General features: G+C 61.6%; 17 protein-coding genes. 12 read left to right on the top strand and 5 right to left on the bottom strand.

Features of this window, described 5'->3' with window-relative positions; all coding sequences use genetic code 11:
• Window positions 1–10 precede the first annotated feature (10 nt).
• From KUA23_RS22930 to KUA23_RS22910, 5 genes are all read left to right on the top strand, one after another.
• On the top strand, window positions 11–571 hold the full coding sequence (locus KUA23_RS22930; protein ID WP_078049844.1) for a DUF1285 domain-containing protein: 561 nt from the start codon (window positions 11–13) through the stop codon (window positions 569–571).
• Window positions 572–641: 70 nt separating this feature from the next.
• Window positions 642–1355 (top strand): GntR family transcriptional regulator, encoded by a 714-nt coding sequence (locus KUA23_RS22925; RefSeq protein WP_078049843.1) that lies wholly within the window; start codon window positions 642–644, stop codon window positions 1353–1355.
• Window positions 1352–2353: an ADP-ribosylglycohydrolase family protein gene (locus KUA23_RS22920; protein WP_252992895.1), complete on the top strand. Its 1002-nt coding sequence runs from the start codon at window positions 1352–1354 to the stop codon at window positions 2351–2353. Before KUA23_RS22925 ends, KUA23_RS22920 begins: the two co-directional genes overlap by 4 nt.
• A 178-nt stretch (window positions 2354–2531) precedes the next feature.
• Complete coding sequence (locus KUA23_RS22915; RefSeq protein WP_025854160.1) at window positions 2532–3998, top strand: purine-cytosine permease family protein; 1467 nt, start codon at window positions 2532–2534, stop codon at window positions 3996–3998.
• Window positions 3991–4908: a PfkB family carbohydrate kinase gene (locus KUA23_RS22910; protein ID WP_100492308.1), complete on the top strand. Its 918-nt coding sequence runs from the start codon at window positions 3991–3993 to the stop codon at window positions 4906–4908. The genes KUA23_RS22915 and KUA23_RS22910 overlap by 8 nt, the downstream gene beginning before the upstream one ends.
• 125 nt (window positions 4909–5033) lie before the next feature.
• Here the strand turns inward: KUA23_RS22910 and KUA23_RS22905 are convergent, their stop codons facing one another.
• Genes KUA23_RS22905 through KUA23_RS22895 form a run of 3 tightly spaced genes read right to left on the bottom strand, consistent with a single transcriptional unit; the run spans window position 5034 to window position 6966 of the window.
• The gene (locus KUA23_RS22905) at window positions 5034–5300 is read right to left on the bottom strand and encodes a hypothetical protein (RefSeq protein WP_252992894.1); all 267 of its coding nucleotides are present in this window, start codon (window positions 5298–5300) and stop codon (window positions 5034–5036) included.
• 51 nt (window positions 5301–5351) lie between these two features.
• The gene (locus KUA23_RS22900; RefSeq protein WP_252992893.1) at window positions 5352–5684 is read right to left on the bottom strand and encodes a hypothetical protein; all 333 of its coding nucleotides are present in this window, start codon (window positions 5682–5684) and stop codon (window positions 5352–5354) included.
• A gap of 34 nt (window positions 5685–5718) precedes the next feature.
• Complete coding sequence (locus KUA23_RS22895) at window positions 5719–6966, bottom strand: MFS transporter (RefSeq protein WP_252992892.1); 1248 nt, start codon at window positions 6964–6966, stop codon at window positions 5719–5721.
• A 195-nt stretch (window positions 6967–7161) separates the two neighbouring features.
• On the opposite strand from KUA23_RS22895, the gene KUA23_RS22890 reads away from it, so the two are divergent.
• The 6 genes from KUA23_RS22890 to KUA23_RS22865 all read left to right on the top strand — a co-directional run bounded on the left by KUA23_RS22890 (window position 7162) and on the right by KUA23_RS22865 (window position 13198).
• Window positions 7162–7641: a GNAT family N-acetyltransferase gene (locus KUA23_RS22890; protein WP_034099874.1), complete on the top strand. Its 480-nt coding sequence runs from the start codon at window positions 7162–7164 to the stop codon at window positions 7639–7641.
• 256 nt (window positions 7642–7897) lie between these two features.
• On the top strand, window positions 7898–8719 hold the full coding sequence (locus KUA23_RS22885) for an SDR family oxidoreductase (protein WP_099493642.1): 822 nt from the start codon (window positions 7898–7900) through the stop codon (window positions 8717–8719).
• A 32-nt stretch (window positions 8720–8751) separates the two neighbouring features.
• On the top strand, window positions 8752–9732 hold the full coding sequence (locus tag KUA23_RS22880) for a substrate-binding domain-containing protein (protein WP_078049836.1): 981 nt from the start codon (window positions 8752–8754) through the stop codon (window positions 9730–9732).
• Window positions 9729–11228 carry an L-arabinose ABC transporter ATP-binding protein AraG gene (araG, locus tag KUA23_RS22875; protein ID WP_252992891.1) on the top strand — a complete coding sequence of 500 codons (1500 nt, stop codon included), beginning with the start codon at window positions 9729–9731 and terminating at the stop codon, window positions 11226–11228. Before KUA23_RS22880 ends, araG begins: the two co-directional genes overlap by 4 nt.
• Window positions 11229–11245: 17 nt before the next feature.
• Entirely contained in the window at window positions 11246–12211 is a 966-nt protein-coding gene (gene araH, locus KUA23_RS22870; protein ID WP_028617559.1) for an L-arabinose ABC transporter permease AraH, read from the top strand.
• Between the two features lie 183 nt (window positions 12212–12394).
• Window positions 12395–13198 (top strand): IclR family transcriptional regulator, encoded by an 804-nt coding sequence (locus tag KUA23_RS22865; protein ID WP_252992890.1) that lies wholly within the window; start codon window positions 12395–12397, stop codon window positions 13196–13198.
• Here KUA23_RS22865 and KUA23_RS22860 read toward each other — a convergent pair whose 3' ends face one another.
• On the bottom strand, window positions 13199–14251 hold the full coding sequence (locus tag KUA23_RS22860; RefSeq protein ID WP_252992889.1) for an NAD(P)-dependent alcohol dehydrogenase: 1053 nt from the start codon (window positions 14249–14251) through the stop codon (window positions 13199–13201). It lies immediately after the preceding gene.
• 181 nt (window positions 14252–14432) lie between these two features.
• Between KUA23_RS22860 and KUA23_RS22855 the strand changes: the two genes are divergently transcribed.
• On the top strand, window positions 14433–15326 hold the full coding sequence (locus KUA23_RS22855) for an AraC family transcriptional regulator (RefSeq protein ID WP_078049832.1): 894 nt from the start codon (window positions 14433–14435) through the stop codon (window positions 15324–15326).
• Window positions 15327–15517: 191 nt separating this feature from the next.
• On the opposite strand, the gene KUA23_RS22850 is transcribed toward KUA23_RS22855, so the two are convergent.
• Window positions 15518–17182 (bottom strand): electron transfer flavoprotein-ubiquinone oxidoreductase, encoded by a 1665-nt coding sequence (locus KUA23_RS22850; protein ID WP_252992888.1) that lies wholly within the window; start codon window positions 17180–17182, stop codon window positions 15518–15520.
• Window positions 17183–17301: the final 119 nt, after the last annotated feature.

Below are 17301 nucleotides of genomic sequence, written 5' to 3'. Positions count from 1 at the left end.
GGAGAGCACCATGACCGATTCTGCCAAGGCCAACGACCTGTTGGCGCAACTGCCCAAAGGCAAGGGACCGGCACCGGTGCACCTGTGGAACCCGGACTTCTGCGGCCACATCGACATGCGCATCGCCCGCGACGGCACTTGGTTTTACCAGGGCACGCCGATCGGGCGTAAGCCGATGGTGAAGCTGTTCTCCAACATCATCCGCCGCGACGGCGATGATTACTTTCTGGTCACCCCCGTGGAAAAGGTTGGCATCACCGTCGATGATGCGCCGTTTGTCGCGGTAACCCTCGAAGTCGAAGGGCAGGGTGAAGACCAGGTGCTGCGTTTTACCACCAATGTTGACGACCAGATCGAAGCCGGCCTGGAACACCCGTTGCGGGTGGTGATCGACCCCGTCACACAGGAACCTGCGCCGTACCTGCGGGTGCGCACCAACCTCGAAGCCCTGGTGCACCGCAACGCGTTCTACCAGTTGGTGGAGCTGGCGGTAAGCCGTCCGATCAACGGTCAGAACTGGCTCGGGGTCTGGAGCGGTGGGGAGTTTTTCCGCATTGGCCTGGAGCCCTGAGGCCGGTTTTTTCATTTCCCTGAAATAATTCGCTTGCTGCAAATGGGCGCTTTCGGTTATCAATTTGTACATGATTAGACATGTTCGATTTGATAAGAAAAAACGCGTCGTCGACGAGCTCATCCGCCGTATCGAGGGTGGGGTCATGGCTGACGGTTTCCTGCTGCCGGGCGAGCACCAATTGGCCGAAGAGTTCGCGGTCAGCCGCGGCACCCTGCGCGAAGCCCTCGCCGAACTCAAGCGACGCAACTACATCGCGACCCAGAGCGGCGTCGGCTCCATCGTCACCTTTGACGGCATGGTGCTCGACCAGCGCAGTGGTTGGGCCCAGGCCCTGGCCGACACTGGCGCGCGGGTGAACACCGACATCCTGCGTCTGGAAGCCGTTACCCGCCCGGACCTGTTCAGCCGATTCGGCAGTGAGCAATTCATCGCCCTCGACCGTCGCCGTCGCACCACCGATGGCACCGCGGTGTCGCTGGAGCGCTCGTTGATGCCCGCCTCCGGAGGCCTGGAGAGCCTGCCAGACGTGGGCCTGATCGATAACTCCCTGACCATCACCCTGGCCGCCTACGGTTATGTCGGCGCCGAAGGGGACCAATGGATCGGGGCCGAACCCCTCAGCGATGAAGATGCCGAATTGCTCGGACGCCCCGCAGGCACGGTGTTCCTCAAGGCGTCGCGTACCACCTATGACCGTCGCGAGCGTTTCATGGAGTACGTCGAAAGCTTGCTCGACCCGCTGCACTTTCGCCTGCACCTCCAGTTTGGAAACTCGAAATGACCCCGCACAACCGCGCCCTCGGCGCCTTCTACGGCCTGGCCTTGGGCGATGCCCTGGGCATGCCGACCCAATCCCTGAGTCGCGAACAAGTCCGCGCGCGTTTCGGTGCCATCACCGGGCTGGAAGATGCCGACGCCGACCAGCCGATCGCGCCGAACATGCCCGCCGGCTCCATCACCGATGACACCGAGCAGGCCATCCTGGTCGGCGAATTGCTGGTGGAAGGCCAAGGCAAAATCGAGCCTACCGTGCTGGCCCAGCGCCTGATCGATTGGGAGGCAGTGATGCGCGCCAAGGGCTCGCAGGATCTGCTGGGGCCGTCTACCAAGCGTGCGATCGACATGATCCTCGCCGGTCACACGCCGGAAGAGTCCGGCCGCTACGGCACCACCAATGGCGCAGCAATGCGCATCACCCCGGTGGGGATTGCCGCCGATGTCAGCGACCCGGCGCAGTTTATCCAGGCGGTGATCCAGGCATGCCAGGTCACCCATAACACCTCCCTGGGAATTTCCAGTGCGGTGGCGGTGGCAGCGGTGGTGTCGGCTGGCATCAACGGCGTGGACCTGGGCGAAGCGCTGAATATCGGCACCCAGGTTGCCCAGAAGGCCGAAGGCCATGGCCACTGGGTTGCCGGCGGGCGCATTTCCACGCGCATCAGCTGGGCGCGGACCTTGAGTGTCGGCAGTGGCGACAAGGCCCTGTTTGCCGACCTGCTGTACGAATTGATCGGTACTTCTGTCGCGTCCCAGGAGTCGGTGGTGGTGTCGTTTGCCCTGGCCCAGCAAGTGGCGGTGGGCGAGATGAACGCCTTCGAAGCGCTATGCCTGGCGGCCAGCCTTGGCGGTGACACCGACACCATCGCCGCGATTCTCGGCGCGATGCTCGGTGCGTGCCTGGGCCTGCAGTGCTGGCCCGAAGTGCTGATTGAACAGGTCAAGCAGGTCAATGGCCTGGATTTGCAGCCGCTGGTCGAAGGGCTGCTGATATTGCGCTGAACCCCGTAGGAGCCGGCTTGCCGGCGATAGCGATCGGCGAGCCGGCGACGCATTGGCTGGGACACCGCCATCGCCGGCAAGCCGGCTCCTAACGAGTTCGCGTCGAGTCAGGATGACCGGTTGACGCTTTGATTCTCTGCCACAACCACAACAATACAGGCACTTGGAGCACCCCCTCATGAGCACGACTTCTTCCGGCCAAAGTGCCGGGCAATTGGAAACACGCGGCATCGAACCGGTTCCGGAAGGCGAGTGCAACGGTCACCCGCTGCAACTTTTCTGGGTGTGGTTCGCGGCGAATATCAGCATTCTTGGCTTGCCGCTGGGTGCGACCCTGGTCGCGTTCCGAGGCTTGGCAATCTGGCAGGCGATCATCGTCGCCATCCTCGGCGCTGCGGGCTCTTTTGCGGTGGTGGGCATCATCTCCATCGCCGGCCGTCGTGGCCGTGCGCCGAGCCTGACGCTGTCCCGCGCCATCTTCGGCGTGCGCGGCAATATCGGGCCGACGTTGGTGTCATTGATGTCACGCCTGGGTTGGGAGACCGTCAACACCACCACGGCCGCCTTCGTGCTGCTGTCGTTGTGCTCGATCCTGTTTGGTTCGCCGGTCGAGGCGAAAAGTGCGCCGGTGCTGACCCTGATCTTCATCGCCATCTTTGTGCTGCTGACCTTGTCGGTGTCAGGCCTGGGCCACGCCACCTTGCTGGTGATCCAGAAGTGGGCCACTTACGTGTTCGGCGCCTTGAACATCCTGGTCGGCGGTTTCCTCTGCGCCACCATCGACTGGAGCGCCGTGTTCAACGCCACGCCGGCACCGCTCAGTGCGATGATCATCGGCATCGGCACCATGGCTGCCGGTACCGGTATCGGTTGGGCCAACGCCGGCGCCGACATGTCGCGCTATCAGCACCGCAGCGTCAAGGCCGTGCGCCTGGTGGCCTCCGCCGCGTTTGGTGCAGGCATTCCGCTGGTGTTGTTGATTACCCTCGGCGGCTTGCTGTCGGTGGGCAACAACGACCTCGCCTCGGCCACTGACCCAATCGTCGCGATCCGCGACATGTTGCCCACCTGGATGGCGGTGCCGTACCTGATTACCGCGTTCGGCGGGCTGCTGCTGTCCAACAACCTGTCGGTGTACTCGGCGGGCCTCACCACCCTGACGCTCGGCTTGAAGGTCAAGCGCGTGCATGCGGTAATCGTCGACATCGTGGCGATCTTCGCCGGCTCGATCTACTTCATGTTGATCGCCGACAGCTTCTATGGCCCGTTCATCACCTTCATTTCGCTGCTGGCGGTGCCGATTACTGCGTGGGTCGGCATCTTTGTGGTCGATTTGATCCACCGTCACTACTACAGCCCCAAGGACCTGCTGGACGTGAGCCCAAGCAGCGCCTACTGGTATCGCGGCGGCGTGGAGTGGCGTGCGTTTGGTGCCTGGGCCGTGGCGATCGTGCTGGGTTTCAGCTTCACCACCATCGGCACCACCGCCGAAAACATCTGGTTCGCCGGGCCTTTGTCCGACTCCTGGCTTGGCCACAACGGCCTGGGCTGGATCGTCACCTTCCTGGTGGCCGGCGGGATTTACGCGGTACTGGGCGGCGCCGCTGATCGTCGTCCGGCTTTAGTCGAGAGCCCTAATGTCTAGATTGCTGCACACCGGCCAAGTCATTGTCGACCTGGTCATGGCCCTCGATACCTTGCCCGCCACCGGCGGCGACGTGCTGGCGCAATCGGCCAGCTTTGAAGCCGGCGGCGGTTTCAATGTGATGGCTGCCGCTCGGCGCAACGGGCTGCCAGTGGTCTACCTGGGGCGTCACGGTAATGGGCGTTTTGGCGACCTGGCGCGCGCGGCGATGCAGGCCGAAGGGGTGGAAATGGCCCAGACGGCCAGCACCGATAAAGACACCGGTTTGTGTGTATCGCTGACCGAGGCTACCACTGAGCGCACATTCATTTCCCATATCGGCGCCGAGGGTGAGCTGAGTGCCGAAGACTTGGCCAGGGTTGTGCCGCAGGCTGACGACTATGTGTACGTCAGCGGCTACAGCTTGTTGCTGGAGGGCAAGGCGCAGCCGCTGATCGACTGGTTGCTGACGTTGCCACGGGAGATCGTGGTGGTGTTTGACCCAGGCCCGCTGGTGAAGGCGCCGGAATCAGCCGCAATGCGCGCGTTATTGCCGCGCATCGACATCTGGACCAGCAATGGCCCCGAAGCGCTCGCATTTACCGGTGCGGCAGATATAGCCGCCGCGTTGCCCGAGTTGAGCCGACACCTGCCGGCCAATACGTTGCTGGTGGTTCGTGATGGGCCGAATGGCTGCTGGGTTGGGCGACCGGGAGCGGTTGCGCATGTGCCTGGCTTCAAGGTGCAGGCCGTGGACAGCAATGGTGCCGGGGATGCGCACGCGGGGGTGTTTATTGCGGGCTTGGCGAAGGGCTTGAAACCTGCCGAAGCGGCACGCCGTGCGAATGCCGCGGCAGCGTTGGCGGTGACGCGCCGGGGCCCGGCTACGTCCCCCGGCACTGCCGAGGTTGATGCGCTGACTGCTGAATAGCCTCAATCAAAATGTGGGAGCGGGCTTGCCCGCGATGGCGTCCAGTCAGTCGAGGAATAAGGTGACTGACACTCCGTTATCGCGGGCAAGCCCGGCTCCCACACTGTGTTGCGGTGTATTCAAGATTACTGAGGAGTCTCGCTGTCCAGCTTGCGCGCCTCATCCACACCGGATGCGGTCAGCTTGATCGGCAGGTTCAACGAATATTCACCGGCGTCGTCGGTGGTCACATGCCCATCCTTGATCAGCCCACGGTCCTGCAGGAACGCCAAGACACTGGCGACCTCTTTTTCGCCGCGGTAGTTATCCAGCACCTCTTTGCCCAAGCCTTGCGGATGAGCGTGCAGCAGGCGGGTGAGGACTTCTTTTTCAAGGTTTCTATCGACGTTCATGCGTACCTCTTCACTGGGAAATGATCGGGTGTTCGTCTTGCGTTCGATGGGTCAAGGCGCAGGTTGTTTCGGCGCACCAGGGACGTTGGAGTCATCGCCCTTGTTGATGTTGGGCTGATTGATCGCCGGGCCCATTTTGCCGTTACCGACGGCAGCAGGCGCTTGACGCTGGTTATCGTTGCCTTGGGTGCGCGGGTCAGCGCCGGGCTCAATGACCGCGCCACCATTGGTGTCCATGCCAGTACCCATGGATTTCTGCGACTCGGTGGTGGCGTCAGGCGTTGGATCGGTAGGTCCGGTGGTCGAGCTGGCGGCAAAGGCGCTCAGCGACGCAGCAGACAACAGGCCGGTGAGGGCGAGGGCGGCAAACTTGGAATTTTTCATGAGGGTGTCTCCATATGATTAATGTCCTTACCCTCTATTGGTCCGCCTGGGTTTGTCGTTCGTGCCTTGATGGCGACGAACGGTCTTGATCGACCTGTAAGATTTTGTGTGTGGACGCGCGTCGCGCGATCAGCCTCGCGACGGTTATCAGCCAGTTGAACAGCGCCACCGCCACCAGGCTCAACAGCAGCGCCGGCAGGCCGTACGCGACGATGATCTGCCCCGCGAGCAGCGGAAAACCGAATACCCCGACAAAGTACGCCAGGCTGAATAACAGCAGCGCCTGGGAGGTCGTACCGCCGGGTGCTTCATTGGCGACCAGCCCGTTGATCACCGAATAGGTCAGGCCATAACCCACGCCCAGAGTAATGGCGGCCAGCAGATAGCTGAGGGTTCCGGACACCGTAAAACTGAACATCAACACCGACAGCAGCATCAGCCCCGACAGCACACACGCCGCGCGGTACGCATCGCGCTTGACGACAAATCCTGCGATCAGCAAACGGCTGGTGATCGCCGCGCTCAGGAAGCCCGCAAAGAACAGCGAATAGTCCAGCGCGTGCGCCGCCGCATAGCTGGTCTGGAACGAGGACAGCCCGCCGAAGACGCAACCGCCCAGGCCAACCATCAGGATCGCGAATGCCGCTTTGGAGGACAGCACCTGGCGGGTGGAGACCCAGGAGATTTTCGCCACTGGCGCGGTGTCCTGTTGCTTGAGTTGTGCACCAAGGCGCCAAAACAGCAGCACGCCGACGAGGCTGGCAATAGCGGCAATGTAAAAGGCGGTGGTCAACGGCAACCCCAGCGCGCTTGCCGCCCGCCCCAGCAGCGGCCCGGAACCGATCCCGCTCATCATGCTGCCCGACAGCAGCGCGAAATATTTGGCGCGATGCTGCGGCTCCACCAGCAGGGCTACGATGATCGGTCCCAAGGTGTAGAACACACCCCACCCAAGCCCAAGGGCCAGGCCAAACAGCATCAGGCCTTCGCCGAAGCCGGGCATCAGTGCAAAGCCCAGGCACGCCACCACCAGCAGCAGGCCCATACCTGCAATCGCCCGTGCCGCGCCCCATGCATCGGACAAATGCCCTGAGACCAGCACGGCCACAAAGGTGCTCAGCATCGCCGTGGAAATCACACTGCCCGCATCCTGTTCATTGCCGCCGCGTGTGTGAATCAGCAACGACAGCAGGAAGGTCGAGCCGTAAGACAGCGACAGCAGAAAACTGGCAAGACAGAACAGGGCGAACAGCGAGGTGCTCACCGGGGGCTTGGGATGCATGGGGCGGCCTTCAGGTCGTTGGCGTTATGCCGGGCTTTTTACCATGCAGGCCATGGCTGATTGTTACGTGGTTGCTGGCGCCAGCGTTACCCGTGGACGGAGTAAGGGCGCCCGACGCAGGTGCAGTGAAAATGCACTGCAATCAGTCATCAAAGCGCCTTAGTATGTGAGCTTTGAAATTGCCAAGGCTCGCCCATGACCATCGAGATTCGCCCCGCCGTGCCCAGCGATGCTGCGCAGATCCTGACTTTCATCACCGAGCTTGCCGAGTACGAGAAGGCCCGGCATGAAGTGATCGCCAGTGTGGTGGACATCGAGCGCAGCCTGTTCAGCGAGGGCGCCACCGCCCACGGCCTGATCTGCTCGCGCGATGGTGTGCCGATTGGTTTTGCGGTGTTCTTTTTCAGTTATTCCACTTGGCTGGGCAGCAACTGCCTGTACCTCGAAGACCTCTATATCAACCCGGAACAACGCGGCGGCGGGGCGGGAAAGAAACTGTTGCGCCACCTGGCGAAGATCGCCTTCGATAACGGCTGCGGGCGTTTCGAGTGGAGCGTGCTGGACTGGAACGAACCGGCGATTGCCTTCTACAAATCCATTGGCGCCCAGCCGCAGGAAGAGTGGGTGCGCTATCGCATGGAAGGCGATGCGCTGCGCGATTTCGCCCTGGGCTGAAGCGCTCCTTTCAAAAACACTGAAGATCAAAATGTGGGAGCGGGCTTGCTCGCGAATGCGGTGGATCAGTCAACTCATATATGGCTGACACACCGTATTCGCAAGCAAGCCCGCTCCCACATTCGATTTTGTTCGCCTTGAAGATCATGTTTTGCTCACTATATGGGATGCAAATTTATATATTGAGATATTTCAAATGATAGGTTTATAGTCGGCTGCATCAGCACTCACTACCAAAAATAAAACAGGTGAAGCGATGCAGGCACAACCGTTGTCACTCCCCGCCGTGCCCGAGCCAACCTATGGCGAACGGCTCAAAGGCAAAGTGGTGATTATCACCGGTGCCGCCCAAGGCATTGGCGAGGCAATCGTCGCGTGTTTTCAGGCCCAGCAGGCGCGCTTGATCATTGCGGATATCCAGGGCGAAAAAGTCGAGAAGGTCGCCGCCCACTGGCGCGAACGCGGCGCCGACATCTATGCACAAGCCGTCGACATCACGTCCAAAGATCAATGGCAGGCGCTGGTCAACCTGGCTATCGAGCGCTTTGGCCGCGTGGATGTGCTGGTCAACTGCGCCGGCGTCAACGTGTTCCGCGACCCGCTGGAGATGACCGACGAAGACTGGCGCCGCTGCTTCGCCATCGACCTCGACGGCGCCTGGTTCGGCTGCCGCACGGTGTTGCCGCACATGATCGAGCAGGGCATTGGCAACATCATCAATATTGCCTCCACCCATTCCAGCCACATCATTCCCGGCTGCTTCCCGTATCCCGTGGCCAAGCATGGCCTGCTCGGCCTTACCCGTGCCCTTGGTATCGAATACGCGCCCAAGGGCATCCGTGTGAATGCCATCGCGCCGGGCTATATCGAAACCCAGCTCAACGTCGACTACTGGAACGGTTTCCCCGACCCCCACGCCGAGCGCCAGCGCGCGTTTGACCTGCACCCGCCCAAGCGCATCGGCCAGCCGATTGAAGTGGCGATGACGGCACTGTTCCTGGCGACCGACGAGGCGCCCTTTATCAATGCCACCTGCCTGATGATCGATGGCGGGCGGTCTGTGATGTACCACGACTAAGACGTTTTCCAATAACAAGAACGAGGTGGTTCATGCTCAAGAAGACACTCGGCACCCTGGCCCTTGCGGTCGCGTTCAGCGGCGTTGTATCCGCCGAAGAAGTGAAAATCGGCTTCCTGGTCAAGCAGGCCGAAGAACCCTGGTTCCAGACCGAATGGGCCTTCGCCGAAAAAGCCGGCAGGGACCAAGGCTTCACCGTGATCAAGATCGCCGTGCCTGATGGTGAGAAAACCTTGTCGGCCATCGACACCCTGGCCGCCAACGGCGCCAAGGGCTTCGTCATTTGCCCGCCGGACGTGTCCCTCGGCCCGGCAATCATGGCCAAGGCCAAGCTCAATAACCTGAAGGTGCTGGCGGTGGACGACCGTTTTGTCGACGCCAAGGGCAAGCCCATGGAAGACGTGCCTTACGTCGGCCTCGATGCCTACAAGATCGGCCAGAAACAAGGCGAGGCCATGGCTGCCGAAGCCAAGCATCGCAACTGGGACTGGAAAGAAACCTACGCCGTCATCAACACCTTCGACGAGCTGGAAACCGGCAAGAAACGCACTGACGGTTCGGTAGAAGGCCTCAAGGCCGCCGGCCTGCCTGCTGACCACATCCTGTTCAGCGCGCAGAAAACCCTCGACGTGCCAGGCAGCATGGACGCCACCAACTCGGCGCTGGTGAAGCTGCCCAGCGGCGCGAAAAACCTGATCATCGGCGGCATGAACGACAGCACCGTGCTGGGCGGCGTGCGCGCCACCGAGAGCGCCGGCTTCAAGGCTGCCAATGTGATTGGCGTCGGCATCAATGGCACTGACGCCATCGAAGAGCTGAAAAAATCCGACACCGGTTTCTACGGCTCCATGCTGTTGAGCCCTGACGCCTCGGGCTACAAAACCGCCAGCGCGATGTTCGAGTGGGTCACCAAAGGCACCGAGCCGGCCAAGTTCACCGCCCTGGACAACGTGACCCTGATCACCCGCGCCAACTTCAAGGAAGAGTTGAGCAAAATCGGGCTGTGGAAATGACCGGCGCGGCCCTGCGATTCAACGGCATCGGCAAGGAATTTCCCGGTGTGAAAGCCCTGGCGCAGATCAGCTTTGAAGCGCGGCCGCGCGAGGTGCATGCGTTGATGGGCGAGAACGGCGCGGGCAAGTCGACGCTGCTGAAAATCCTTGGCGGCGCTTACCTGCCCAGCAGCGGCTCACTGCAGATCGGCGAGCAGACCATGGACTTCAAGTCCGCCGCCGACAGCATTGCCAGTGGGGTCGCGGTGATCCACCAAGAGCTGCACCTGGTGCCGGAAATGACCGTGGCCGAAAACCTGTTCCTTGGGCATTTGCCGACGCGGTTCGGGGTGGTCAACCGTAGTCAATTGCGCAAGCAAGCGTTGGCGTGTCTCAAAGGCCTGGCCGATGAAATCGATCCGGACGAAAAGCTCGGACGCCTGTCCCTCGGCCAGCGCCAACTGGTGGAGATCGCCAAGGCGCTGTCCCGCGGTGCCCACGTGATTGCGTTCGACGAACCCACCAGCAGCCTCTCGGCGCGGGAAATCGACCGCTTGATGGCGATCATCACCCGCCTGCGCGATGAGGGCAAAGTCGTGCTCTATGTGTCGCACCGTATGGAAGAGGTGTTCCGCATCTGCAACGCGGTGACGGTGTTCAAGGACGGCCGTTATGTGCGCACGTTCGACGATATGAACGCGCTGACCCACGACCAGTTGGTGACGTGCATGGTCGGTCGCGATATCCAGGACATCTACGATTACCGGCCACGGGAACAGGGCGATGTGGCGCTTAAGGTCGAGGGTTTGCTCGGACCAGGCCTGCGTGAGCCGGTGAGCCTGCAGGTGCACAAGGGCGAGATTCTTGGCCTGTTCGGATTGGTCGGGGCAGGGCGCACGGAGCTGTTCCGGCTGCTCAGTGGTTTGACCCGTAGCACCGCAGGTAGCCTTCAGCTCTGCGGCCAGACACTGCAACTGCAGTCACCCCGCGACGCCATCGCCGCCGGTGTGCTGCTGTGCCCGGAAGACCGCAAGAAGGAAGGCATCATCCCGCTGTCCAGCGTGGCTGAGAACATCAATATCAGTGCCCGTGGTGCCCATTCCAGGTTTGGCTGGCTGCTGCGAGACGGTTGGGAAAAGCACAACGCCGACCACCAAATCAAAGCCATGAAGGTCAAGACGCCGAACGCCGAACAGAAAATCATGTACCTCTCCGGCGGCAACCAGCAGAAGGCCATTCTCGGCCGCTGGCTGTCGATGCCGATGAAGGTGCTGCTGTTGGACGAGCCGACCCGTGGCATCGATATCGGCGCCAAGTCGGAGATCTACCAGATCATCCATAACCTGGCGGCCAGTGGCATCGCGGTGATCGTGGTGTCCAGCGACCTGATGGAAGTGATGGGCATCTCCGACCGCATCCTGGTGATGAGCGAAGGCGCCCTGACTGGCGAACTCACCCGCGACCAAGCGGACGAGGCACGGCTGTTGCAACTGGCTCTCCCGCGTTCGCGGGCTTGAAGAATTCGAGGTGAATGATGTCTGAGGTAAAAACTGCAAAGGGCTTCTGGCCGGGTTTCAACCAGCGCAAGTTCCTTGACGATTGGGTCATGCTGCTCGCCGCGTTGAGCATCTTTGTGCTTAGCGCATTGTTTATCGACAACTTCCTGTCGCCGCTGAACATGCGTGGGTTGGGCCTGGCGATTTCCACCGTGGGCATCGCCGCGTGCACCATGTTGTTCTGCCTGGCGTCGGGGCACTTCGACTTGTCGGTAGGCTCGGTGATCGCCTGTGCCGGCGTGGTCGCGGGCATTGTGATCCGCGACACCGACAGCGTGGTGCTCGGCGTCTCGGCGGCGTTGGCCATGGGCCTGGTGGTGGGGCTGATCAATGGCATTGTCATCGCCAAGCTGCGCATCAACGCCTTGATTGCAACGTTGGCGACCATGCAGATCGTGCGCGGCCTGGCGTACATTTTCTCCAACGGCAAGGCCGTCGGGGTGATGGACGAAGGTTTCTTCGTATTCGGCAACGGCCAACTGATGGGCGTGCCGGTGCCGATCATCATCACCGTGCTGTGCTTTGTGTTCTTCGGCTGGCTGCTCAACTACACCACCTACGGGCGCAACACCATGGCCATCGGTGGTAACCAGGAAGCGGCGTTGCTGGCGGGGGTGAATGTTGATCGCACCAAGATCATCATCTTTGCCGTGCACGGTCTGATCGGCGCCCTGGCCGGGGTGATCCTCGCGTCGCGCATGACCTCGGGCCAGCCGATGATTGGCCAGGGCTTTGAGCTGACGGTGATCTCGGCGTGCGTGCTGGGCGGGGTGTCGTTGAGCGGCGGCATCGGCATGATCCGCCACGTGATTGCCGGGGTGTTAATCCTGGCGATCATCGAGAATGCGATGAACCTGAAGAACATCGACACCTTCTACCAGTATGTGATCCGGGGTTCGATCCTGCTCCTTGCGGTCATCATCGACCGCATGAAACAACGCTAGGAAGAACATCGCCTAACCCCTGTGGGAGCGGGCTTGCTCGCGAAGGTGGTGGTTCAGTAAGAACATCTTTGACTGACACACCGCAGTCGCGAGCAAGCCCACTCCCACATTTGGATCTCCACTGTATTGAGGTCCGTGATTTGCCATAATGGCGCCGTTTTCGTACTTCCCAATAGGCCCGATATGCAGGAAAACGCCCACACTCCCATCAAAGACGCCGCGCCCACCGGCACCCAGACCCTGCTGCGTGGCCTGGGCGTGGTGCAGGCGGTGGCGGCCGGTGCGCGGGATCTGAAAGAGATCGCCAAGCGCATCGGCACCACCCGCAGCACCACTCACCGCTTGGCCAGTTGCCTGGTGGAAGAGCGTTACCTGCGTGTGGTGCCGCAGGTGGGTTACCTGCTGGGGCCGAAGTTGATTGAGCTGGGTTTCCAGGCGCGCGAAGAACTGCCGCTGGTGACCTTGGCCATCCCGTACCTGGATGAGCTGTCGGCGTTGACCGGTGACACCATCCACTTGGCCATCCGCGAATACGACGACGTGCTTTACCTGCACAAGAACCCTGGCCGCAATGGCCCCGAAATGCGCTCGCGGGTCGGCCACCGCATGCCGCTGGCACGTACGGGTATCGGCAAGGCGTTGCTGTTGGATGACTCGGCAGAAGAGTGGCAGCGCCTGTACGAAGTCAGCCTGCCGGCGGGTGGGAAAAACCTGCAATGGCCGCAGCACCCGGAGCAATCCTGGGCACAGTTCGAGCAGCGCATGCGTGAATACGTGGTGGGCGGTTATGCGTTCGACCTGGAAGACAACGAACCGTCAATCCGCTGCGTGGCGGCACCGGTGCGCGATGCCAGCCGGCGAATCGTCGCCGGCATCAGCATCGCCAGTACCGTGCCCTATATGCCGCTGGAGAAAATGGCCGAGCTGATCCCTGTGGTCAAACAGGTCGCAGCACGGCTGTCAGCGGAGTTGGGCGCGAAGGCCTGATCAGGCCTTCAAGGTCGCCATGTCGATGACAAAGCGGTACTTCACGTCGCCGGCGATCATGCGGCTGTAGGCTTCGTTGATATTACGGATGTCGAGCATTTCGATGTCGCAGGTGATGCCGTGCTCGGCGCAGAAATCCAGGACTTCCTGGGTTTCGGCAATGCCACCGATCAAGGAGCCGGCCAGGACTTTTCGGCCCATGATCAGCTTGGCGGCGTTGACCGGTGGGTCGACCGGCTCGATCAGGCCGACCAGGATGTGCACGCCGTCAAAGCGCAGCACGTCGAGGTAGGGGTTCAGGTCGTGCTGCACCGGGATGGTGTCCAGCAGGAAGTCGAAGTGCCCGGCGGCGGCTTTCATCTGCTCGGCGTCAGTGGATACGATCACGTGATCGGCACCCTGGCGACGGCCTTCTTCGGCCTTGCTTGCCGAGCGGGTGAACAAGGTCACTTCCGCGCCCATGGCCTTGGCAAACTTGATGCCCATATGGCCCAGGCCGCCCATGCCGAGCACGCCGATTTTATCGCCGGCCTTCACACCGTGGTGCTTGAGCGGCGAGTAGGTGGTGATGCCGGCACACAGGATCGGCGCGGCGCTGGCCAGGTCGAGCTTGGCCGGAATCTTCACCACAAAGTGCTCACTGACCACGATGCTGTCGGAGTAGCCGCCCATGGTGTTGCTGCCGTCGACGCGGTCCGGGGTGGCGTAGGTCATGGTCGGACCTTCGAGGCAGTATTGCTCCAGGTCTGCCTTGCACGCGTCGCAGTGACGGCACGAATCGACCATGCAGCCCACGCCGACCAGGTCGCCGACCTTGTGCGCGGTGACGTTGGCGCCGACGGCGGTGACCTTGCCGACGATCTCGTGGCCCGGCATCAGCGGGTACACGGCGATGCCCCATTCGTTGCGGGCTTGGTGGATGTCGGAGTGGCACACGCCGCAGTAAAGGATCTCGATGGCCACGTCATCCACACGCGGGCTGCGGCGCTGGAAGGACATGGGGGCGAGGGGAGTGGTGGCCGACTGGGCGGCGTAACCGATGGCGGTGTACATGGCGAGACCTCGCAAAAGCAATGACAGGTGAGGTGGCGCATTCTCCGCGCCGGGTCCTGATGCGGCCATGGCGATTGCTCCGAGTCTCATGCCTATTCGTCCGGGAGTGCCCCGGGTTTGGATCCATCGGCCGCCAGACCTGCGATGATGTTCTCATCCCTTATTCGCGAAGTTTTTTGCCATGTTGTTGACCCGCCATCTCGATGCCAACGCCACGCTGGTCTCCTTGATCGAAGGGCTTACGCCCTGCGACGGTTTCTCGCCGACGAACCTGCCCGGCGTGCAGGTACTGCGCGCCAGTTGCGACGTGGCGCGTGGGCCGCAGATCTACGAGCCAAGCCTGATGTTCGTGGCCCAGGGCAGCAAAGTCGCCTACCTCGGCCCGCGTACGCTGGAGTATGGCGCCGGGCATTACCTGATCCAGGCGATGCCGGTGCCGTTCGAGTGCGAGACGTTTGCCATGGGCGCCGATGCGCCGCTGTACGGGGTGACGGTGGGCATCGATCGGGTGGTGTTGGGTGAATTGGTGATGGCGATGGGTATGCAGGCCGGGCCACCGCCGACAGCGCAGACGCTGGAGTCAATGAGCTCGGTGGTGCTCGACGATGCGATGCGCGGTTGTGTCGAGCGGCTGTTGCAGTGCCTGCACGATCCGCTGGAAAGCCGGATCATGGGCCCGGCGCGGGTGCGGGAATTGCTCTTCACCGCCTTGCGTGGGCCACAGGCCGATGTGCTGCGCGCATTGGTGGAACAGCAGGGGCAGTTTTCCCGGATTGCCACCTCGTTGAATCACTTGCATGCCCATTACGCCGAGCCGCTGAATATCGAGACGCTGGCGGGGTATGCGCACATGAGTGCGTCGACGTTTCATGAGCATTTCAAGCGCTGCACGCTGTTGTCGCCGGTGCAGTACCTCAAGCGTTTGCGGCTGCTCAAGGCCCAGCAATTGCTGCTGGTGGAAGGCATGGGCGTGGCGCAGGCGGCGCATAACGTGGGGTATCAGAGTACGTCGCAGTTCAGTCGGGAATATAAGCGCTATTTCCTGCGCAATCCTGGTGAAGAACGCGCCGCATAATTCCACCAGGCACAACACCGTAAATGTGTGAGCGGGCTTGCTCGCGAATACGGTGGGTCAGCTAACACCTACCTCAACTGACAGGCCGCCCTCGCGAGCAAGCCCGCTCCCACATTTGCCCGAGGTGACTGGCTTTTTTCGGGCCACAAAAAAGGCTCCCATTTGGGAGCTTTTTTATTCAAGCAGCGGGCTTACATATTCGGGTAGGTCGGCCCACCCGCGCCTTCCGGCGTGACCCACGTGATGTTCTGCGAAGGGTCCTTGATGTCACAGGTCTTGCAGTGCACGCAGTTCTGGGCGTTGATCTGGAAGCGCTTCTCGCCGTCTTCCTGGGTGATCACTTCATACACGCCGGCCGGGCAGTAGCGCTGCGCCGGTTCATCGTAGAGCGGCAGGTTGGTGCCGATCGGGATGCTCGGGTCCTTGAGCTTCAAGTGGCACGGTTGCTCTTCTTCGTGGTTGGTACCGGAGATGAACACCGAGCTCAGCTTGTCGAAGCTCAGCTTGCCGTCGGGTTTCGGGTAGTCGATTTTCTTGCTGTCTTTCGCCAGCTTGAGGCAGGCGTAGTCCGGCTTGGTGTCGTGCAGGGTGAACGGCATCTTGCCGCCCAGGATGTTCTGGTCGAACCAGTTGAAGCCCGCGCCAAGGATCGGACCGAACTTGTGCATCGCCGGGCCGAAGTTACGGCTGGCGAACAGTTCTTCATAGAGCCAGCTCGACTTGAAGCTATCAACGTAAGCGCTCAGTTCATCACCGCCTTCGGACTCGGCAAACAGGCGGTCGGCCACGGCGTCGGCGGCGAGCATGCCGGACTTCATCGCGGTGTGGCTGCCCTTGATCTTGGCGAAGTTCAGGGTGCCGAGGTCGCAGCCGATCAGCGCGCCGCCCTTGAAGACCATCTTCGGCAGCGAGTTCAGGCCGCCTTTGCAGATGGCACGGGCGCCGTAGCTGATGCGCTTGCCGCCTTCCAGGTATTGGGCCAGCACCGGGTGGTGCTTGAGGCGCTGGAACTCATCGAACGGCGACAGGAAGGTGTTGCTGTAGGACAGGTCGACGATCAAGCCGACCACCACCTGGTTGTTTTCCAAGTGATAGAGGAAGGAGCCGCCGGTGTTTTCGGCGCTCATGATGTCCAGCGGCCAACCAGCAGTGTGGACGACCAGGCCTGGTTGGTGCTTGGCCGGGTCGATTTCCCAGATTTCCTTCAGGCCGATGCCGTAGTGCTGGGCGTCGGCGTCGCTGTCCAGATTGAAACGCTGGATCAGCTGCTTGCCGATGTGGCCACGGCAACCTTCGGCGAACAGCGTGTACTTGCCACGCAGTTCCATGCCCGGGGTGTAGACGCCTTCTTTAGGATGGCCTTCGCGGTCGACGCCGAGGTCGCCGGTGATGATCCCGCGCACCACGCCGTTTTCGTCGAACAACGCTTCCTGTGCGGCGAAGCCTGGGTAGACTTCCACGCCGAGGTTCTCGGCCTGCTGGGCCAGCCAGCGGCACAGGTTGCCCAGGGAGATGATGTAGTTGCCTTCGTTGTGCATGGTCTTGGGCACAAAGAAGTCAGGCACCTTGGTGGAGGCTTCGGGGCTGCGCAGTACATAGATGTCATCGCGCACCACCGGAGTGTTGAGCGGGGCGCCGAGTTCTTTCCAGTCCGGGAACAGTTCGTTCAGGGCGCGTGGTTCGAACACGGCACCGGACAGGATATGCGCGCCGACTTCGGAGCCTTTCTCGACCACGCAGACGCTGATTTCCTTACCGGCTTCGGCGGCCTTCTGCTTCAGTCGGCAGGCGGCAGACAGTCCCGCCGGGCCAGCGCCGACGATGACCACGTCGAATTCCATGTATTCGCGTTCCACAGGCTATCTCCTACTCAAGGCTCAACAGGCTTTTTTTTCTAATTGGTGGAGGTTCGGTGTCGTATCCATCATCACTGTGCCAAATGGCAGGGGATGACCCACCTTTCTCTCTAGGTGGC

It is taken from the genome of Pseudomonas pergaminensis (assembly GCF_024112395.2).
Classification (GTDB): domain Bacteria; phylum Pseudomonadota; class Gammaproteobacteria; order Pseudomonadales; family Pseudomonadaceae; genus Aquipseudomonas; species Aquipseudomonas pergaminensis.
This window is presented reverse-complemented; position numbering and strand designations above follow the sequence as displayed.